Source organism: Acidobacteriota bacterium, from assembly GCA_026393755.1.
Classification (GTDB): Bacteria; Acidobacteriota; Vicinamibacteria; order Vicinamibacterales; family JAKQTR01; genus JBAXOX01.
The window spans coordinates 406,554-424,447 of record JAPKZO010000028.1 but is presented as its reverse complement, the minus strand read 5'-3'; the positions used below and the strand labels follow the sequence as shown (position 1 = coordinate 424,447).

Genomic DNA, 17,894 nt, shown 5'->3' with positions numbered 1-17,894 from the left:
CCGCGACCGAGGCCCAACGGCGTGCACTCGACCTGCTCAAAGCGATTGCGTAACGGCGTGTAGACAGAATCGCATCCCCGGCGCAGCACGTATCTGCTTCACCGGACAGGAGATCAGGCGCACTCACCAATGGAACTTCAGACTAAACCCGCTTGAGGTGGGGATTATTGCTGTCGACGGCGGCAGAGTCGGGCGCGATGAATCGCGCCCCTACGAGACGGGCGGCTACAGGGGACCGCCCCTGACTACGAATGCCTACCGGGTGGGTGCGAAGTGAGGCACGCGTCAATCCGCGCGAGCACGCGGTCGCGTCCGAGCAACTCGAGCACCTCGAAGATGCCTGGGCTCGCGGCCTGGCCAGTGACGGCCACCCGCGCGGGATGAATCAACGCGGCGGCCTTCACGCCGCGCGCAACGGCCAGATCCCGCAGCGCCGGCTCGATCGCGGCGGCCGTGAACGAATCGATCGTGGCGCACACGCTGCGAACCGCGCGCAGCAGCTCCATTGATTCCGGCGTCGCCAGATGCTTCCGCACCGCGTCCTCGTCGTACGTCACGGCGTCGGCGAGGAAGAACTGCCCCTTCTCGACAAACTCGGTCAGCCGCTTCGCGCGCGGACGAAGCATCTCAATCAATCGCCGCAACGATTCCCGCCCGGCCCCCGCATAGGCGTCGCGCCACACTCCGGCCGACTGCAGCAACGGCTCGATGCGCCTCGCCAGGTCTTCGGCCGACATCGCGGCAATGTGCTGCGCGCTGAACCACTCGAGCTTCTCGGGATTGAACACCGCGTTGCTGCTGCTGATGCCGTCGAGCGAAAACGCCCCAATCAGCTCGTCACGCCCGAACAACTCCTTGTTGCCGCTGCCGGGCGACCAGCCAAGCAGCGCCAGGAAGTTCATCATCGCTTCGGGCACAAAGCCCTGGCGCGCATACTCCATCACCGACGTGGCGCCATGCCGTTTGCTCAGCCGGCGCTTGTCGGGCCCGAGGATGAGAGGCACGTGCGCAAACGCCGGCACGCGCGTTCCGAACGCGCGGTACAACAACACCTGCTTCGGCGTGTTCGAAATGTGGTCGTCGCCGCGCACGACATGGGTGATGTCCATGTCGATATCGTCGACGACGACCGACAGGTGGTAGGTCGGATGCCCGTCCGATCGAAGCGCAACGAAATCCTCGATGTTCGCGTTGTCAAACGTGATGTCGCCGTGGACGAGATCGTGAAACGTGGTGGCGCCATCGGGCACTTTGAAGCGAATCGCGCGCGGCAGGCCAGCCGCCTCGCGTTCGGCCACGTCAACGGGCGTCAGCCGCAGGCACCGGCGATCGTAGGTCCACGATTCGCCGCGCGGCGCGTCGCCCTCTTCAACGTCTCCGACGAGCGCTGCGTCGGGTGCCGCAGGACTTGCGGGTTCGCGTTCTGCTATCGCTGCATCCTGTGCCTTCGGCGTGGCAAGCCCGCCATCTGCCGGCGCCAGCGGCGCCGCTATTCCTTCCGCCGCCTCCGCATTGCAGTAGCAGTAGTAGGCATGGCCGTCGCGCACCAGCCGCTCGGCCATCTCGCGATACCGATCGAGCCGCTGCGACTGGAAGTACGGCCCGTGCGGTCCACCGATCTCCGGCCCCTCGTCCCAATCGAGCCCCAACCAGCGCAACCCGTCGAGAATCCCCTCGACCTTGTCCCACGACGACCGCTCGACGTCGGTGTCCTCGATGCGCAGCACAAAGACACCGCCGGTCCGCCTGGCATAGAGCCAGTTGAAGAGCGCCGTCCGGGCGCCGCCGACGTGCAGGTATCCGGTGGGTGATGGCGCGAAACGCAGGCGAGGAACGGTCATGGGATGGGCTGTCCTGGGCGGGTCGTCTCAGAGAACCGTCCGCCTTTCCGCCTTCGCCCTGCCCGCCCTCGCTCTTCGAGCTGCGGCGAGGCAAGCGGGCTACGGCGGGACAAGCGCGTGAAAAGCGGCTATGGCGAGACATCTCGCCGTAGCTCGCCAGAGGCCCCGATCATGCCGAAGGCGAGCGTAGGCGGATGGCGGTGAGGCAGGGATTCGAACCCTGGATACAGGTTTTGGCCCGTATAACGATTTAGCAAACCGCCGCCTTCAGCCTCTCGGCCACCTCACCGTCGATGCTGTAAGAATACCCTACTTCTTGGCCTTCTTCGCCTTCTGGGCCGCTTTCCCTGCCTTCTTCGCGACCTTCTTCGCCTTCTTTACCGCTTTCCTGGCGATCTTCTTTGCCTTTTTGGCGGCTTTCTTCACGGCTTTCTTGGCGACCGTCTTGGCGGGCTTTTTGGCCTTTTTCGCCGGCTTCTTCGCCTTCTTCGCGACTTTCTCGGCGACCTTCTTCACGGCCTTCTTGGCCACCTTCTTGGCAGGCTTCCTGGCCTTTCTTGCGGGTTTCGGGGCGACAACCGGAGGCGGAACCGGTTTCCTTTCAGCAACCGGCGCGGGCTTCGGGACGACAACTGGAGCCGCTGCCGGCTCGGGCGCCGGAGCGGGAGTCGGGGCTGGCGCAGAAGGCGCCTCCACCGGGAGATCGATAATCACGGGAACTTCGGGTTCAAGCGGGTTCGACATTCCTCTCCTCCATGGCTGGGCCAGCAGTCCACCAAGCGTGTCTGCTCTCCCGCGAGTATAGGGATGTCACCCGCGAGCCGCAATAGCTATCGCGGATACGTGCGCCGGACGCTTTGTTCGGTGAACCCTGTTAATGTCCTCACCTTCCCGTTCGTTATACCGGTAGATACCGTGCCGCAGGTACAAGGAGAACAATCATGTCCCACGTAGAAGTCCTGGTTCCGGTCGCCTTGTTCGCGATGATTGGCTGGATCGTCTACATCGCTGTCACCGCCGGCCGCCGGAAGGAACAACTGAAGACCACCGCAGAATTCCACGCGAAGGTCTTGGACAAGATGGGCTCCGCCAAGGACTTCGGCGAGTTTCTCGAAACCGACGGCGGCAAGCGCTTCATGAGTTCGCTCACCGTCGACGGTCCGAGCGCCAAGACCCGCATTGTCGGATGCGCCGAACGGGCAGTGCTTTGCCTGTCGATCGGCATCGGCTTCCTCTTGCTCGGATCGTGGTTCGACGACTACCGGGACGGCATGATCGTCATGGGCACGATCATCACGGCCTGCGGAGTCGGCTCGCTGATCTCGTGCGTGTCCTCCTACTTCCTGTCGAAGAACTTCGGGCTATTTGAACCGCCCGCGAGCCCAAAGCCGTAACAACTCTGGCGCTGTCGCAAGGGTGAGCTTATCCTGACGGAATGCAGCGGCCATGGTCGAACATGCGGCAACAATTCGGAACAGCGCGATGAGCCAGCGCGAGGCGTCCGTCCCGTCAACGACGCTGCTCACCGAACGTGAGTTCCAGGATCTGTACCGTCTGCACGGGCGCGCGCTCTGGGGCTATCTGTATCGGCTGACGAACAACGCGGCCGATGCCGACGATCTGTTGCAGGACAGCTTCTGCCGATTGCTGGCCACGCCATTGGCGACCAGAGACGACGCGCAGCTTCGCGCGTATCTGTTCCGAATCGCGAGCAACGCGTCCATCGATCACTGGCGGCAGGCGGCACGGGCAAGTCGCCACGCAGCCAACGCGCCCGATGCGGCTGTCGAAACAGGTGACGCCGCCGCGCTGCGACACGACATGGCGCGCACGTTCAGCGAGTTGAAGCCCCAGGAACGCGTGCTGCTCTGGTTGGCTCACGTTGAAGGCACGGCACACGGCGAGATCGCCCAGGCGCTTGGTCTCAAGGCCGCCAGTGTGCCGGTAATGCTCTTCCGCGCGCGCCGAAAATTGGCTGGCCTGCTGAAGAAGAGAGGCTTAGGGCCTGCGTGAGTCCTTCGATTCGCAAGTTCGGTGGCGAACTTGCTCCCTCAGGACGTGGTGCATCGAGCGATAGGAGCACCACGGGAGAACGGTGATGCTGGACCGGATCTGCGACAAACAGCTTGCGCTCGTCGAAGCCGCCGCCGCGGGCCACGAACCAGATCCCGGCGTGGCGGACCACCTCGCCACGTGTTCCGCGTGCCGTGAGGCCGTCGAGGCGGTGTGCTGGATGCGCCGCATGGCGAATTCGACGACCGAGCCGCATGCGCTGCCAAGTCCCGATGTCATCTGGTGGAAGGCGCAGCTCCTGCGCCGCTGGGAGGCCAACCGTCGCGCAGCAGCGCCCATCGAACGCATGCACAAGGCAGAGTTGTTCGCCGGCCTCGCGAGCCTCGTCGGCTTTATCGTGTGGCAGTGGTCGGGCCTCACGAGAGTGATGTCGAGCCTGAGCCCCGCGAACCTCGCCTCCTGGTCCGCACATACCACGGCCACCGGCGCCTCCGGAGACGCATCGGGCGCCGTTCTCCTGTTGGGGTCGTTCTTTCTCGGCGCGATGATCCTCGCCGGTGTCCACAGGATGCTGAAGGAATAGAATATTCGTCATGAGGCCGCTCAAGATCGGCATCAGCGGCGTCCGGGGTGTGGTTGGCGAAACCCTGACGCCAGAGCTTGTCGTGTCGTTTGCGCAGGCCTTTGCCACGTACCTGGATTCGGGCCGCGTGCTCGTGTGCCGCGACACACGGCCATCCGGACCCATGGTGCGGTCGGCGGTGCTGTCCGGATTGCTCGCCGCCGGGTGCGACGTCATCGATCTGGGCGTGTGTCCCACTCCCACGCTGCAGCACGCGGTGCCTTTGCTTGGCGCGCAGGGTGGAATTTCGATCACCGCCGGACACAACCCCGCATCCTGGAACGCCCTCAAGTTCGTCCGCGGAGACGGCCTGTACCTCAACACCACCCAGGCCGAGGAACTGCTCGACATTGTCCACCAGGGCGAGTTCGAGAAAGTGGGATGGGATCACATTCACACGCGCGTCGGCGAACAGGATGCCATTGCGCACCATCTGGCCGTACTCGCCAACGCGTTCGACGTCGAGAGAATCCGCGGGCGACGGCTGCGCGTGGCGGTTGACTGCTGCAATGGATCGTGCGCGCTTCTCGCTCCCCGCTGGCTCGAGGCGCTTGGCTGCACGGTGCTGGCGGTCAACGACGATCCGACCGCCCCTTTCCCGCACCGGCCGGAGCCCAAACCCGAGACGATGGCGCAATTGAAGGCTGTGGTGAGGGCCGGCGGCGCCGACCTGGGCTTCGCGCACGATGCGGATGGCGAACGACTCGGCCTGGTGACGGGCGCGGGTGTCGCACTGTCGGAAGAAACGACGCTCACCCTGGCCGCTTCCATCGTGCTCTCGCAAACGCCGGGTACCATCGTCACCAACGTGTCGACGACGCGCGCGATCGACGTCGTGGCGGCACGCCACGGGTCGGAAGTGGTGCGCACGCCGGTTGGCCAGTCTTTCATTTCCGAAGCCATGCTTCAGCACAATGCCGTCATCGGCGGCGAGGGCAATGGCGGCGTGGCGCTGCCTCGCGTGCTGATGTCACACGATGCGGCCGGGGCCCAGGGGCTGATCCTCGAACACCTGGCCCGCACGGGATTGTCGCTGGAGGCGGCGCTGGAAGGACTGCCCTGCTACCCTGTCGCCAAGCACGACGTCCCGGTAAGGCCGAGTGCGCTCTACTCCGTGCTTCAGGGGTTTCGAGAGCAGGTCGATGCCGATCAGCCGGCGGCCGACACGACCGACGGCATCAAGATCTCGTGGCCCGACGGATGGGTCCACGTGCGGGCCTCGCAGACCGAGTCGATGATCCGCATCATCGCGGAGGCCGATTCGCCGGCCCGTGCGCGCGACCTGCTGGACTGGGCGAGAGACAGGTTGAAGGCGTAGCGTATGCGTGCCATCCCAACGCTGAAGATCAGCATATCCGGCGTGCGCGGCATTGTTGGCGACTCGCTGTCGCCAATGATGCTGGTCCGCTTCGCCGAGGCGTTCGGGACGTACATCGGCTCGGGCGCGGTCGTCGTCGGGCGCGACACCCGCACGTCGGGCGAGATGGTCCGGCAGGCGGTCCATGCGGGCCTGCTCTCGAGCGGTTGTCGCGTCATCGATCTGGAGATCTGTCCGGTGCCGACGGTCCAATTGGCCGTCCGTCACGCCCATGCGCACGGCGGCATCGCGATCACGGCCAGCCACAACCCCGCCGACTGGAACGCGCTCAAGTTCATTGGTGCCGACGGCCTCTTTCTGGATGCAGGCCAGGCGCGCGAACTGCTCGACATCTATCATCAGGGCGAGTACGTCAAGGTCGCCGGCACCGAGATGCGCGGCGTCGAACGGATGACCAACGCCCTCGATCTCCACATCAAGACCATCCTCGATGCCGTCGGGCCCCTGCCTGCCGGCCAGCGCCGGTTACGCGTGGCGCTTGATTCCTGCAATGGCGCCGGCGCCCTGCTGGCGCCGCGGCTGCTCGACGCGCTTGGCGTGGATGTCGTGCCGATCAACGTCACGCCCGATGGCCTGTTTCCAAGAGCGGCCGAACCGCTGCCGGAGAATCTCGGCGCGCTCTGCGACGTGGTCGTTACCAATCACTGCGACGTCGGATTCGCGCAGGACATGGATGCCGACCGGCTCGCCGTCGTGTCGGAGCGCGGCGAGCCCATCGGCGAAGACTACACGCTGGTGCTGGCCACGTGGTGGGTTCTCGCGCAAATGACATTGGGGTCTGACCCCATTTCCGGAACCGGTCCAGTGGTCGTGGCCAATCTCGCGACCAGTCTGGCGCTTGACGATCTGGCGGCGCGGTTCGGAAGCCGGGTCGTGCGGTCGAAGATCGGCGAAGCCAACGTCACCGATCGCATGAAGATTGTCGGAGCGATCATCGGCGGCGAGGGCAACGGCGGCGTCATCTACCCGCGCATCAATTTCGCACGCGACAGCCATGTGGGGATGGCGCTGATCCTGCACTTGCTCGCACAGTCTGGGCGCTCGGTGTCCAGCTTGATGGCCGACCTCCCCCGCTATTCGATGGTGAAGGAAAGGCTCGCCTGCCCGTCGAACAAGATCCCGGAAGTGCTGCGAGCCATCCGTGCCGCGTTCGGACATCTTCCCATTGATGCACGCGACGGCATCAGGGTCACGCTTTCCGACGGCTGGTTTCTCGTCCGAGGCTCGAACACCGAGCCCATCATCAGGGTCGTCGCCGAAGCCACATCGGACGCGGCCGTCGGCCGCATCATCGACGACGTCTTCGGCCGGGTGAGCCGGATTGTCGGAGCCGGCTGATTCACCAGCCGACGGAGTGTGGCTGATATGTTCGTTCCCGCCGTACGCGTCCGCACGCCCGAGTTGATGGATCAACCTGGACTCGACAGGCGCGAGCACGACTCCGCGCTCACCGCGCTCGGCCGCGCCAATATCGCCAGCCGCACCATGTCGGTTGCCTGGCCGGCGATTCAGCGCGTGGCCCGAACGGTGAGCGGCCGTCCGCTCCGCGTCCTCGACATTGCCTGCGGTGGCGGACACGTCGCCGTCAATCTGGCGCGGCGGTTCGCCCGCGCCGGAATCGCCGCCGATGTGCTTGGCTGCGACGTGAGTCCGGTCGCGCTCGAGTACGCGAGAACCCTCGCGGCCCGCGCCTGCGTCCAACAAGTGCGATTCGATCAACTGGATGCCATCCGGGATGCGTGGCCGACCGGCTTCGACGTCGTGCACTGTTCGCTGTTCCTCCACCATCTGGCAGACGAAGAGGCCGTCGAGACGCTGCGGAGGATGAAGGATGCGGCTCGCCACCTCGTGGTGGTGTCCGATTTGCGGAGAACGGATCTCGGCTACCTCTTCGCATGGATTGGATGCCGGCTGCTGTCGCGCTCACGCGTGTTTCATGTGGACGGTCCGCTGTCGGTCGCGGCCGCGTTCTCCACAGCCGAGGCGCGCGCGTTGACGAGCCAGGCAGGACTTGACGGGGCCGAACTTCGCGAATGCTGGCCCCAGCGATTTCTCCTCACCTGGCGCCAGACGTCCGATGGGGTCGCCTCTTTCAAGGATCTTGCTTCTGGTTCCTGAGACGCTGGTGTTGAAGACTGTCTCCCCAACGATCGCGCTCGCGCAGGCGTCGACCCGAGAATGGGACGCGATTGTCGTTGGCGCGGGACCCGCCGGGGCGTTTGCCGCACGCGGACTCGCGCGCGCAGGGCTTGCCACGCTGCTGGTTGATCGCAAGCCGTTTCCGCGCCACAAGGTCTGCGGGGGCTGCCTCAACGCCCGTGCGGTGGGTGTCCTGGAGAGCGCCGGGCTGGTCGACGAACTTCGCGCGCTCGGCGCTAGGTCGCTCTCGACTATTCAACTGCGATACGGCGGCCGCTACGCAAACATCGCTCTGCCTCCAGGATTGGCCATCACGCGCGCCACGCTCGATGCCGTGCTGGTCGGCGCGGCCATTTCTGCCGGATGCGTCTTCCTCCCCGAGACTGCCGCGCTCGTCGACGCAGAGCCCGCGTCGCCTGAACAACACCCCGGCCTCACGCGCCAGGTCACGCTCCAGCAACGTGAGGATCGGGGTGCCTCCGCACGCGCGCGGATTGTCGTGGTCGCTGACGGCCTCGGCAATAGTTCGTTGCGCGACTCCCCCTCGATGCGCGGAGTCGTTGATTCCGGCGCAAGGATCGGCATCGGGGCGGTCGCCCGTGCTGGTTGTGTCAGCGCTCTCAGTGGTTGCGTGACGATGACCGTAGGACGTGGCGGGTACGTGGGCCTCACTGACGTCGAGAATGGTCAGATCAACATCGCGGCGGCGCTCGACGTCGACTTCCTGAGGGCGCAAGGCGGGCCGGCCGGGGCTGTCCGCGCGATCCTGACCTCCGCGAGCGTCGCGGCCACCTGCGACCTCGAGACCCTCGATTGGCAGGGGACTGTGCCGCTCACGCGCCACGTGCTCGCTCCAGTCGCGCACCGCGTGTTTGTGCTCGGCGATGCGGCGGGTTACATTGAGCCGTTCACAGGAGAGGGTATGGAGTGGGCGCTCTCGGCCGCCGACGCCCTGGTGCCGTTGGCGGTTCGCGCCGTTGCCGGCTGGGATTCCGCGATCGAGCGGCGATGGATCGACACTTATGACAGGGTCGTGCGCCGAAATCAGAACTGGTGTCGCTTCCTCGCCCGGGCGTTGCGCTATCCTCCGATTGTGGGCGTGATGGTCGCAGCGCTCCGGCACCAACCCGGACTGGCCAGACCGTTTCTCGCTCGCACTATTCATAGACTTGGCCGCGCTGATGAATAGCGCACCGGTGTCCGTTGTGTCTGGTCGATTCCGGCTTCGACGCGGCGCTAGCGCGCCTTGCTCAGGGCAAGCCCGCACCGCACGCGGCGCTGTATCAATGTCGTTTGAGGATCTGTAATGAGTTTCCACATCTATGGTGTTGGCACGGCGTCGCCGCCGTGTTCCATTTCCCAGGAGCATGCTGTTGCTCTGGCGCGGGCGTACGGCTGCACGACCGAGGAACATCAACGGCAACTGAAGGCGCTGTACCGGCTGACGCGCGTCAAGACCCGGCACAGTGTCGTGCTGGATTCCGACAGCCGCGACGGGATCCCGCGCCAGTCGTTCTTTCCGGCCATGCAGAACAGCGAGGATCGCGGACCGACGACGACCGAGCGCATGGCGCGCTACGAGAAGGAGGCTCCGCCTCTTGCGGCCAGGGCCGCCGGTGTCGCGCTGGCCGAGGCCGGGCTTGCCCCTGGCGCCGTCACTCACGTGGTGACGGTATCGTGCACGGGGTTCGCCGCGCCGAACTTCGACGTCGGTCTGATTCGAGACCTCGGCCTCAACTGGACCGTGGCGCGCACGCACGTCGGATTCATGGGCTGCCACGGCGCGTTGAACGGTCTGCGCGTCGCGAAGGCGTACGCCGACAGCATCCCGGATGCGCGCGTTCTGGTGTGCGCCGTTGAGTTGTGCTCGCTGCACTACCAGTACGGCTGGAACGGCGACCGGTTGGTCGCCAACGCGATCTTCGCGGATGGTGCGGCGGCCATCGTGGGCGGCGGCCGACCGCGGGCACAGGAAGATGAATGGGTGCTCTCGGCGAATGGCGCCTCCTTGCTCGAAGATTCGGCAGAGTTGATGGCGTGGCGCATTGGCAACCACGGGTTCGAGATGTCGCTGTCGGCGCGCGTGCCCGGCGTGATCGAGCGCGAGTTGCGGCCGTGGCTGGATGGATGGCTCGCGGCAGAGGGCACAGCGGTGGATCAGATTGCCAGTTGGGCCGTGCACCCGGGCGGGCCGCGGATTCTTGAGGCCTGCGCCAGGACGATTGGCCTTCAACGCAACGATTACGCGGTGTCCCAGGAAGTGCTTGGCGAGTTCGGCAACATGTCGTCACCGACGATCCTCTTCATCCTGGATCGGCTGCGCCGCCGCCACGCGCCACGGCCTTGCCTGGCGATTGGTTTCGGGCCTGGCCTCGCGGTCGAAGCCGCGCTCTTCCGGTAGGGGCACGGCATGCCGTGCCCCGGCCTCCTACCGTCTGCCACGCGTCAACGCGCGCGCTCGACTGGCTCACCGACGACGCGAAAGCCGAGACTGAAGCCACGGTCCTGTGGGGCGTGTGTATATCGTTGCGCGCATCGCGCGCTGGCTGCGTCAAAGTACCAGCTCCCGCCGCGGATCACCCGCGTCGTGCCGGCCTGGGGTCCGCGGGGATCCACATCAGCTTGCGCGTCATACGGCCCGTAGAAATCGTTGGTCCATTCCCAGACGTTCCCGTGCATATCGTGCAAGCCCCAGGCGTTTGGCGCGAAGCTGCCAACTGGCCGCGTGCGATATGCCCCACTACCCGGCGTCACCTGTTCCCCGGGCGACGCGTTGAAGTTGGCGTCGCGGGCTTCCAGTTGATCCCCGAGCCCATACGCCGTGCTCGTTCCCGCCCGGCATGCGTACTCCCATTCCGCCTCGGTTGGAAGCCTGTAGCGCATGGCAGACGATCGCGCTGTCAATCGCGTCAGAAAATCATCGACGTCGTAGAAGTTGACTTGTTCAACCGGACAGCGCGCGCAGTCCGAGAAGCGACTCGGGTTGGCGCCCATCACCATCTGCCATTCCGTCTGCGTGACCTCGTAGCGGCCCATGTAGATGCGGCGTGACAGCGTGATGCGATGCGGCTGTTCATCGTCGTTGCGGCCGGCCTCGGATGCCGGACTGCCCATGACGAACGATCCGGGTTCGATCGCGACCAGCACCATTCGCGTGTCCGGTTCGACATAGAACGCCGGCGGCCCGGGCGCGACGAGGCGAGCCCCGGCCACCGCAATGAGAATCACGGCGGTGGCCAGGCCGACGAGTGCGAGGATTGCCCGGTGCATCAGTGATCGCGGCTCGCCCGAACCGGGTTGGTGGTATCAGTGAGCGACGCTCAGTGCCTGTCGGTTACCCGCGCGCGAAGTTCGCCGCGGCGAATTCCCAGTTCGCCAGGCTCGCAAGAAACACCTCGACGTACTTGGGCCGGAGGTTCTTGTATGTCGGGTAATACGCGTGCTCCCAGACGTCGCAGGTGATGAGCGCGGTCTGCTTGTACTTGAGCGGCAGATCGGCGTTGCCGGTCTTGGTGACCTTGAGCTTGCCGCCATCCAGCACCAGCCAGCCCCAGCCCGATCCGAACTGACTGACGCACGCAGCAGCGAATTCTTCTTTAAACCTGGCGAAGGAACCAAAGTCGCGAACGATGGCGTCGGCCAGCTTGCCGGTGGGTTCGCCGCCGCCTTTGGGCTTCATGCTGTTCCAGTAGAAGGTGTGGTTCCAGATCTGGGCCGCGTTATTGAAGACCGGGCCCTCGCTGGAGAGAATGATCTCCTCCAGCGACTTCTTGCCATCCACCTTCCCGTCCTCAACGAACTTGTTGAGGTTCACGACATACGCGTTGTGGTGCTTGCTGTAGTGAAGTTCGAGGTTCTCCTTGGTGAGGAACGGTTCGAGCGCAGCGACGTCGAAGGGCAACAGCGGCAGCGTGAACGGCATGGGATTCTCCTTGAGTTGCGAGATCGCGGGAGCGTCCTCGGGCTGGGCAGCAAACGAGAATGGGAACGCCAGACCAGCGGCGGCGGAGGCGACGAGGAAATCGCGACGGTGCATGGGTCCCTCCTACTATCGGATATTACCCCTTCTCTCGACCGTTCCGTCGCGCCACGCACTAACAGCCCCTTCCCGAGAATTACTATCTGCCCTACCGTCATCGTCTCGTGCCTGGTCGAGGTTCTCCGGGGCTTGGACATTGTCCGACTCGCCTGAGAACGGGGTCGGCATCACCACAGGCTGCGACAATGAGGATAGGCGCGGATCCGCTCGTCTGCGGTCAGAATTGTGGCATTCTCCTCCCGGGCCGTCGCCACAATGATTTGATCCGCTGGATCGTCATGGAACGGCCCGGGGAGTAGGGTTGCACGACAACTTATGGTCGGGGACAATGGCACAAGCCTGAGCTTGGGCATCTCCAGCGCCACGCGAATCCACTCTTCTGGATCGCAGGAAATGGCCAACCGCTTCTTCTCGATCAACTTCGCGAATTCCCACACCGAAATCGCCGACAACAGCAGTTCGTCATACCGCGATGGAGTGGAGATGAACGACCGGACACGCCGCGTCAGCTTCTGGGGATGCATGTTCCACCAGATCCAGACGTGCGTATCCAGCAGGGCCTTCATCGAGCGGCTTCCCAGGACTCCGCTCTCAACGGCGAGACGATATCCCTTTCGAACACCAGAGCCTCAGCAAGCCTCCCGGCGACGGGCGCGTCCCCTGATGGTTGATACGGCAGTACCTGGGCCAACGGCTTGCCCCGCTTCGTCACGACGATCCCCTCCCGCGTGCTCGCCACCTTCCCTACCAACTCGAGCGCATGGGCCTTGAACGCACTGATTGCCAGACTTCGCATGGCCAGCCTCCTGACAACTTTCAACATAGTCATTTGAAGTGGTCATGTCAAGCGCATGAGACACGCCCGCGTGTATGGGCGATGGGCGAGAGTGGCCGCGCGGCAGGCGGTCCACGGCGGGACAGCCATGGCCTGTCCTGGGCTTGCCCAGCCGAAGCTCACCCGAGGGTTGGGCACGCTGCCCGCCTTCGCCGCGAAGCGGCTTCGGCGCGGCATCCCGCCGTAGCTCGCCCGAGGTGTCGATCATGCCGAAGGCGAGCGTAGGCGGATGGCGGAGGGAGAGGGATTCGAACCCCCGGTACGGTTTCCCGTACAACGATTTTCAAGACCGTCGCCTTCAACCGCTCGGCCATCCCTCCGGTGATCTGGATTATACGGCGAACACGGGGACGGGCACGTCGGCCCGCACGCGTGGAGTCGGAGGTGACGCCGCGGTTCGCCGTAGCGGCCCCACTCGGAATCAGAGGGGCCGCGGCACCGTGCCTCCGCGCACCCGCCCCTACGGACGCGCCGGCTCGATGATCTCCATCCCTCGCATGTAGGACCGCAGCGCCTCTGGAATCACGACAGAGCCATCGCGCTGCTGGTAGTTCTCGAGAATCGCGATAAGTGTGCGGCCGACGGCAAGCCCCGACCCGTTGAGCGTGTGAACGAATTCGACCTTGCCCGTGCCGTCCGGCCGGTACTTGATGCCCGCGCGGCGCGCCTGAAACGCCATTGTGTTGCTGCACGACGAAATCTCGCGGTATGTCTCCTGGCTCGGCAGCCACACCTCGATGTCGTAGGTCTTGGCGGAGGCGAACCCCATGTCGCCCGTGCACAACAGCATGGTGCGATACGGCAGCCCAAGCCGCTTCAGCACTTCCTCTCCGCTCGCCACCATGCTCTCGAGTTCGTCGAACGACTGATCGGGCGTCGCAAACTTGACCATCTCGACCTTGTGGAACTGATGCTGCCGGATGAGGCCGCGCACGTCCTGCCCGTGCGACCCGGCTTCGCTGCGGAAGCACGGCGTGTAGGCGGCGTAGCGGATCGGCAGCTTTCGGCCGTCAAGAATCTCTCCGCGATGCAGGTTGGTCAGCGGCACCTCGGCGGTGGGCACCAGGTAAAGGTCCCAGTCGCCCGCGATCTTGAACAGGTCCGCCTCGAACTTCGGCAAGTTGCCTGTGCCGACCAGCGCGGCCGCGTTGACGAGAAACGGTGGATCGATTTCCGTGAAGCCGTGCTCGCGCGTGTGCAGGTCGAGCATGAAGTCGACCAGCGCCCGGCTCAGCCGCGCGCCCGCGCCCATCAGCACGGCAAACCGCGCGCCCGACATGCGCGCCGCCCGCTCGAAATCAAGAATCCCCAGGAGCGCACCAAGATCCCAGTGCGCCTTCGGCGCAAAGTCGAACCGCGGCGGCTCGCCCCACCGCCGCACTTCCCTGTTGTCGGCGGCGCTCGCGCCAATCGGCACCGATTCGTGGGGCAGGTTGGGAATGGTCAGGAGAATGGCCCGGCGGCGCTCCTCCAGGTTGTCGAGTTGGGTTTCGAGTTCCTTGATCTGCTGGCCGCGGGCCTTGTTGGCGGCAAACACGTGGGCGACGTCCTGCCCGGCCTTCTTCGCCCGCGCGATCTCGCCGGACGAGGCATTCTGCTGGCGCTTCAGTTCTTCAACTTCCGGGATCTTCACGCGCCGTTCGGCGTCAAGCAGCGCCAGCGCGTCAAGCTCAACATCCATGCGCATCCCGCGCCGGGTGAGTGCCTCGCGGACGACGTCAGGATGATCACGAACGAATGCGGCATCGAGCATGGTCAAGATGGTATATCCAAAGCACGTTTGGCTGCGATACGATCACCTGTCCAAGTCCTTCGATTCATAAGTTCCGCAAGGGACTAATTCCCTCAGGACTTGGTGCTGAGCGAGGATTTTGACCAGATCGTCTCGCGTGGATACGCAACTGTAACTGCGAGTCGAAGCACCAAGGAGCAGGCGCATGGCGAGAGTACGGAAAGCGGTCTTCCCGGCGGCGGGCCTCGGCACGCGGTTCCTGCCCGTGACCAAGGCCCAGCCCAAAGAGATGCTGCCGCTGGTCGACAAGCCCATCATCCAGTACGGCGCCGAGGAAGCCGTGGCGGCCGGTATCGACAACCTCATCATCGTCACGGGCCGAGGCAAGAACGCGATCGAGGATCATTTCGATGTCGCCGTCGAGCTCGAGTCCTATCTGGAAGCCCGCCACAAGACCGATCTGCTCGCCGAAATCCGCGAGATCTCAAACCTCATCCATGTCGCCTATGTCCGACAGGGGGAGCCGCTCGGCCTCGGCCATGCCGTGCTGGTTGCCCGAGATCTCGTGGGCCCAGAGCCGTTCGCGGTCGTGCTGGCCGACGACGTAATCGACGCCGATCCGGCGGGCCTCAAGCAGATGGTGGACGTGTTCGACAAAGTCCAAGGCCCGGTGCTCGCCGTCGAGCGCGTCGGCTGGGATCGCGTCTCCTCGTACGGCATCGTCGACATCGAGAGCGAGTCTGACGGAATCTATCGGGTGCGCGACCTGGTAGAAAAGCCGGCCCGCGCCGATGCGCCGTCGGACCTGGCCATCATCGGCCGCTACATCCTCACGCCCGACATTTTCGAAGAACTCGAAGCGACCGCCGCGGATTCATCGGGCGAAATTCAACTCACCAACGGCCTGCGCCGGCTCCTGAAGAAGCGCCCGATCTATGCGTACGAGATCAAAGGCGTCCGCCACGACACCGGCAACAAGCTTGGTTACCTCAAGGCGGTCGTGTACTTTGCGCTCCGGCGCGAAGGCCTTGCGGAACCCTTCGCCGAGTACCTGCGCTCAATCAAGTTCTAAGTGTTCGTGTCGGACCTTGACCCGCTCGAATCATTAGTCGACGAGGTCTTGCTGCCCTCCGACGAGGAGCTTCCGCGATCCGGCGTGGAGTGACTGCTGTCCGACGTGGAGTGACTGCTGTCCGACGAGGACTTGACGGTATCCGAGGCGGGTTTGCTGCTCTCCGTCGAGGACTTGCTCTCGCCGGAATCGCCAGCCGCCGACGGCGTGCTGCTGCTGCCCGACTGGCCGGACGAAGACGCGGCTGACGCCGCGGACTTCCTGTCGGCGGCCGCTTCGGTGTTTCTCTTGCTGGCGTAATCGGTGACGTACCAGCCTGTGCCCTTGAACTGGATTGCCGGCGCCGACAGCAGTTTATGAACGGGTTCGGCGCATAACGGGCATTGCCCGATCGGGGCATCTGAAAATTTCTGGATTACTTCGAACCGATGGCCGCAGGCGTCGCATTCGTACTCGTATAGTGGCATGGTGCTAGCAACAGTTTACTCGATGGCGGCGCCGGCATGTTCTCCAAGCATCAGTTGCCGGTGCACGGGGATGGTCGCGACACCGTTGCCGAGCAGCGTGTCGTGGAACGACCGCAGCGTGAACGCGTCGCCCACGTGCGCCTTGTAGTCTTCGCGCAGCTTCAGCAGCATGAGCTTGCCAAGCGTGTACACGGCATAGCCCGGGTCGAATGTTCCTCGTTCGGCTTCGCGCCGGGCCGTGCTCTCTTCGATAAACGCCTCATCCCGGAAGAACCGGACGCCCTGCTCAACCGACATGTCCTCGGCGTGCAGGCGAATGGCCACAATCAGGCGTGCGATGCGGATGAGCGATTCGGCAAGCTGGCCCAGATGAACCGCCGGGTCCTGCCGCTCGAACCCCGCCTCGATCATCATGTGTTCGCAGTAGTGGGCCCAGCCTTCCACCATCCCGCTTGACGCCATCAACAGCGACTTCCGCGCGCGAGACGCGACGCGGCGCAGATGCTGGAAGTGCAGGAAGTGCCCGGGATAGACCTCGTGAATGGAAATGGACCACAACGTCGGGAGGTTCAGATCCCGGTAGTGCTCCGCCTTCTGCCCGTCCAACCAGGCCGGATCCGCCTCTGTCAGGTAGTAGTAGGCACGGGTCGGACGCGCCTCGAACGGCCCTGGCGTCCACATGCTGGCCCCGGTCCACCGGAAGAAGTCCGGCGTCGGGGCTGCAGTGACCGGTTCGCCGGGAGGCAGCGATACCAGATCCTTCCGCTCGATGAAGGTGGCGAGTGCGCTCACCTGGCGCTGCGCCGCGTTCACGATGCCGTCGGTCGCCAGTCGCGTGGCTTTGACGTGCCGCCAGGTGTCGATAGGATCGCCGCGATCAATCTTCGACGCCACGCGCCGAAATTCCTCCTGGACCATGCCCAGCTCTCTCAGGCCAATGTCGAGCAACCGCGCGAGCGGCAACTCAATCCCTTCTTCGAGCTTGAGCTTCCTGGCCAGGCGCTCGGGGCCGAGGCGGAACGACGCGCGCGATTTCGGGCCAAGGTCGTTCTCGAGATAATCGACGTAACCCTTGATCGCATCGCTCGCCTCCGTCTGCGCGTCGGCCAGATCGCTCAACAGGCCAAGGTCGTCGACCGCAACGAACGCCTTCGGGAGATCAACATCGATGAAACGCAGCGCGCCGCGCAGGGTCTGGAGGCCCTTCTTGACGAAGATCCCGGGCGGCTCCTTGATGTTGTCCCGGGCGGCCTGGATGAGCTTCGGCGTCTGGCGCAGCTTCGAGAGCACCCGGCGCGCGCGATCCTCGGCCGGGGCGTAGTCGAACAGCGCCTGGCCGGCCAGGCTGGCGCCGAGCACCTCGCCGTAGAATTGGGGATTCTGCTCCCATCCTCGCACCTGTTCGAGATCGTGCAGCTTTGCCTGGATGTGCGCCGCCACCATCGGGCGCTCGATCCGCTCGATGGCCGTCAACGAGCCGTTCGAGATCGACGCCAGGCGCCGGGCGAAGCCCGCGAGTGTCTGAATCTGGGAATCGATGCCCGTCCGGCTGAAGTCGTCCAGCAGGTCGTCGAACTCGTGGACACCGTCGAAGGTGGCCGCTGTCGGATTCAGCTCGCGCAGGCTGTACAGGTAGTCGTCAACGAAATGGTGCAGTGGCTCCGAAGCAATCATGAACACACTCGCCGGCGACAAACCGGGAAATCAGGACGCGGCTTCACCCGGGGCCGGCAAAGCCAATGAGTTTGTAATGGTA

19 protein-coding genes, 2 tRNA genes and 1 pseudogene are annotated in these 17,894 nt (G+C 64.7%); 11 read left to right on the top strand and 11 right to left on the bottom strand.

Going from position 1 to position 17,894, the window contains the following annotated elements; genetic code table 11:
- Positions 1–245: 245 nt before the first annotated feature.
- The 3 genes from gltX to NTV05_12335 form a co-directional block, all read right to left on the bottom strand.
- A complete protein-coding gene (gene gltX / locus NTV05_12345) occupies positions 246–1,841 on the bottom strand; it encodes a glutamate--tRNA ligase (protein MCX6545183.1) in 1,596 nt (531 codons plus the stop codon).
- A gap of 195 nt (positions 1,842–2,036) precedes the next feature.
- Positions 2,037–2,130 (bottom strand) — tRNA-Ser (locus NTV05_12340).
- 20 nt (positions 2,131–2,150) lie between these two features.
- Complete coding sequence (locus tag NTV05_12335; GenBank protein MCX6545182.1) at positions 2,151–2,372, bottom strand: hypothetical protein; 222 nt, start codon at positions 2,370–2,372, stop codon at positions 2,151–2,153.
- Between the two features lie 410 nt (positions 2,373–2,782).
- Between NTV05_12335 and NTV05_12330 the strand changes: the two genes are divergently transcribed.
- The 8 genes from NTV05_12330 (at position 2,783) to NTV05_12295 (ending at position 10,394) form a co-directional block, all read left to right on the top strand.
- A complete protein-coding gene (locus NTV05_12330; GenBank protein ID MCX6545181.1) occupies positions 2,783–3,235 on the top strand; it encodes a hypothetical protein in 453 nt (150 codons plus the stop codon).
- Positions 3,236–3,323: 88 nt separating this feature from the next.
- Complete coding sequence (locus NTV05_12325; protein MCX6545180.1) at positions 3,324–3,854, top strand: sigma-70 family RNA polymerase sigma factor; 531 nt, start codon at positions 3,324–3,326, stop codon at positions 3,852–3,854.
- 85 nt (positions 3,855–3,939) lie between these two features.
- A complete protein-coding gene (locus NTV05_12320; GenBank protein ID MCX6545179.1) occupies positions 3,940–4,437 on the top strand; it encodes a hypothetical protein in 498 nt (165 codons plus the stop codon).
- 10 nt (positions 4,438–4,447) lie between these two features.
- Entirely contained in the window at positions 4,448–5,794 is a 1,347-nt protein-coding gene (glmM, locus tag NTV05_12315; GenBank protein MCX6545178.1) for a phosphoglucosamine mutase, read from the top strand.
- A 3-nt stretch (positions 5,795–5,797) separates the two neighbouring features.
- A complete protein-coding gene (gene glmM, locus NTV05_12310; GenBank protein MCX6545177.1) occupies positions 5,798–7,192 on the top strand; it encodes a phosphoglucosamine mutase in 1,395 nt (464 codons plus the stop codon).
- 27 nt (positions 7,193–7,219) lie between these two features.
- Positions 7,220–7,972: a methyltransferase domain-containing protein gene (locus tag NTV05_12305; GenBank protein MCX6545176.1), complete on the top strand. Its 753-nt coding sequence runs from the start codon at positions 7,220–7,222 to the stop codon at positions 7,970–7,972.
- Between the two features lie 7 nt (positions 7,973–7,979).
- Positions 7,980–9,182 carry an FAD-dependent monooxygenase gene (locus NTV05_12300; protein ID MCX6545175.1) on the top strand — a complete coding sequence of 401 codons (1,203 nt, stop codon included), beginning with the start codon at positions 7,980–7,982 and terminating at the stop codon, positions 9,180–9,182.
- 117 nt (positions 9,183–9,299) lie between these two features.
- Entirely contained in the window at positions 9,300–10,394 is a 1,095-nt protein-coding gene (locus tag NTV05_12295) for a type III polyketide synthase (GenBank protein MCX6545174.1), read from the top strand.
- Positions 10,395–10,438: 44 nt separating this feature from the next.
- Here NTV05_12295 and NTV05_12290 read toward each other — a convergent pair whose 3' ends face one another.
- The 4 genes from NTV05_12290 to NTV05_12275 form a co-directional block, all read right to left on the bottom strand.
- Positions 10,439–11,263: a formylglycine-generating enzyme family protein gene (locus tag NTV05_12290; protein ID MCX6545173.1), complete on the bottom strand. Its 825-nt coding sequence runs from the start codon at positions 11,261–11,263 to the stop codon at positions 10,439–10,441.
- A gap of 64 nt (positions 11,264–11,327) precedes the next feature.
- Entirely contained in the window at positions 11,328–11,915 is a 588-nt protein-coding gene (locus NTV05_12285) for a superoxide dismutase (protein ID MCX6545172.1), read from the bottom strand.
- A gap of 284 nt (positions 11,916–12,199) precedes the next feature.
- Positions 12,200–12,598, bottom strand: coding sequence for a type II toxin-antitoxin system VapC family toxin (locus NTV05_12280; protein ID MCX6545171.1), 399 nt, complete (start codon positions 12,596–12,598; stop codon positions 12,200–12,202).
- Positions 12,595–12,828 (bottom strand): type II toxin-antitoxin system Phd/YefM family antitoxin, encoded by a 234-nt coding sequence (locus NTV05_12275; protein MCX6545170.1) that lies wholly within the window; start codon positions 12,826–12,828, stop codon positions 12,595–12,597. Before NTV05_12275 ends, NTV05_12280 begins: the two co-directional genes overlap by 4 nt.
- 55 nt (positions 12,829–12,883) lie before the next feature.
- Here NTV05_12275 and NTV05_12270 point away from each other — a divergent pair, with 55 nt between their 5' ends.
- Entirely contained in the window at positions 12,884–13,054 is a 171-nt protein-coding gene (locus NTV05_12270; protein MCX6545169.1) for a hypothetical protein, read from the top strand.
- Between the two features lie 43 nt (positions 13,055–13,097).
- On the opposite strand, the gene NTV05_12265 is transcribed toward NTV05_12270, so the two are convergent.
- Positions 13,098–13,187, bottom strand: a tRNA-Ser gene (locus tag NTV05_12265).
- A 140-nt stretch (positions 13,188–13,327) separates the two neighbouring features.
- Positions 13,328–14,620 (bottom strand): serine--tRNA ligase, encoded by a 1,293-nt coding sequence (serS, locus tag NTV05_12260; GenBank protein MCX6545168.1) that lies wholly within the window; start codon positions 14,618–14,620, stop codon positions 13,328–13,330.
- 184 nt (positions 14,621–14,804) lie between these two features.
- Here serS and galU point away from each other — a divergent pair, with 184 nt between their 5' ends.
- Both galU and NTV05_12250 read left to right on the top strand, forming a co-directional pair.
- Complete coding sequence (gene galU / locus NTV05_12255) at positions 14,805–15,671, top strand: UTP--glucose-1-phosphate uridylyltransferase GalU (GenBank protein ID MCX6545167.1); 867 nt, start codon at positions 14,805–14,807, stop codon at positions 15,669–15,671.
- Between the two features lie 132 nt (positions 15,672–15,803).
- On the top strand, positions 15,804–15,971 hold the full coding sequence (locus tag NTV05_12250) for a hypothetical protein (protein ID MCX6545166.1): 168 nt from the start codon (positions 15,804–15,806) through the stop codon (positions 15,969–15,971).
- 26 nt (positions 15,972–15,997) lie between these two features.
- Here the strand turns inward: NTV05_12250 and NTV05_12245 are convergent.
- Together NTV05_12245 and NTV05_12240 are read right to left on the bottom strand one after the other, a co-directional pair.
- Positions 15,998–16,138, bottom strand: a pseudogene (locus NTV05_12245) (zinc ribbon domain-containing protein).
- Positions 16,139–16,153: 15 nt separating this feature from the next.
- Positions 16,154–17,812 (bottom strand): DUF885 domain-containing protein, encoded by a 1,659-nt coding sequence (locus tag NTV05_12240; protein ID MCX6545165.1) that lies wholly within the window; start codon positions 17,810–17,812, stop codon positions 16,154–16,156.
- Between the last annotated feature and the right edge of the window lie 82 nt (positions 17,813–17,894).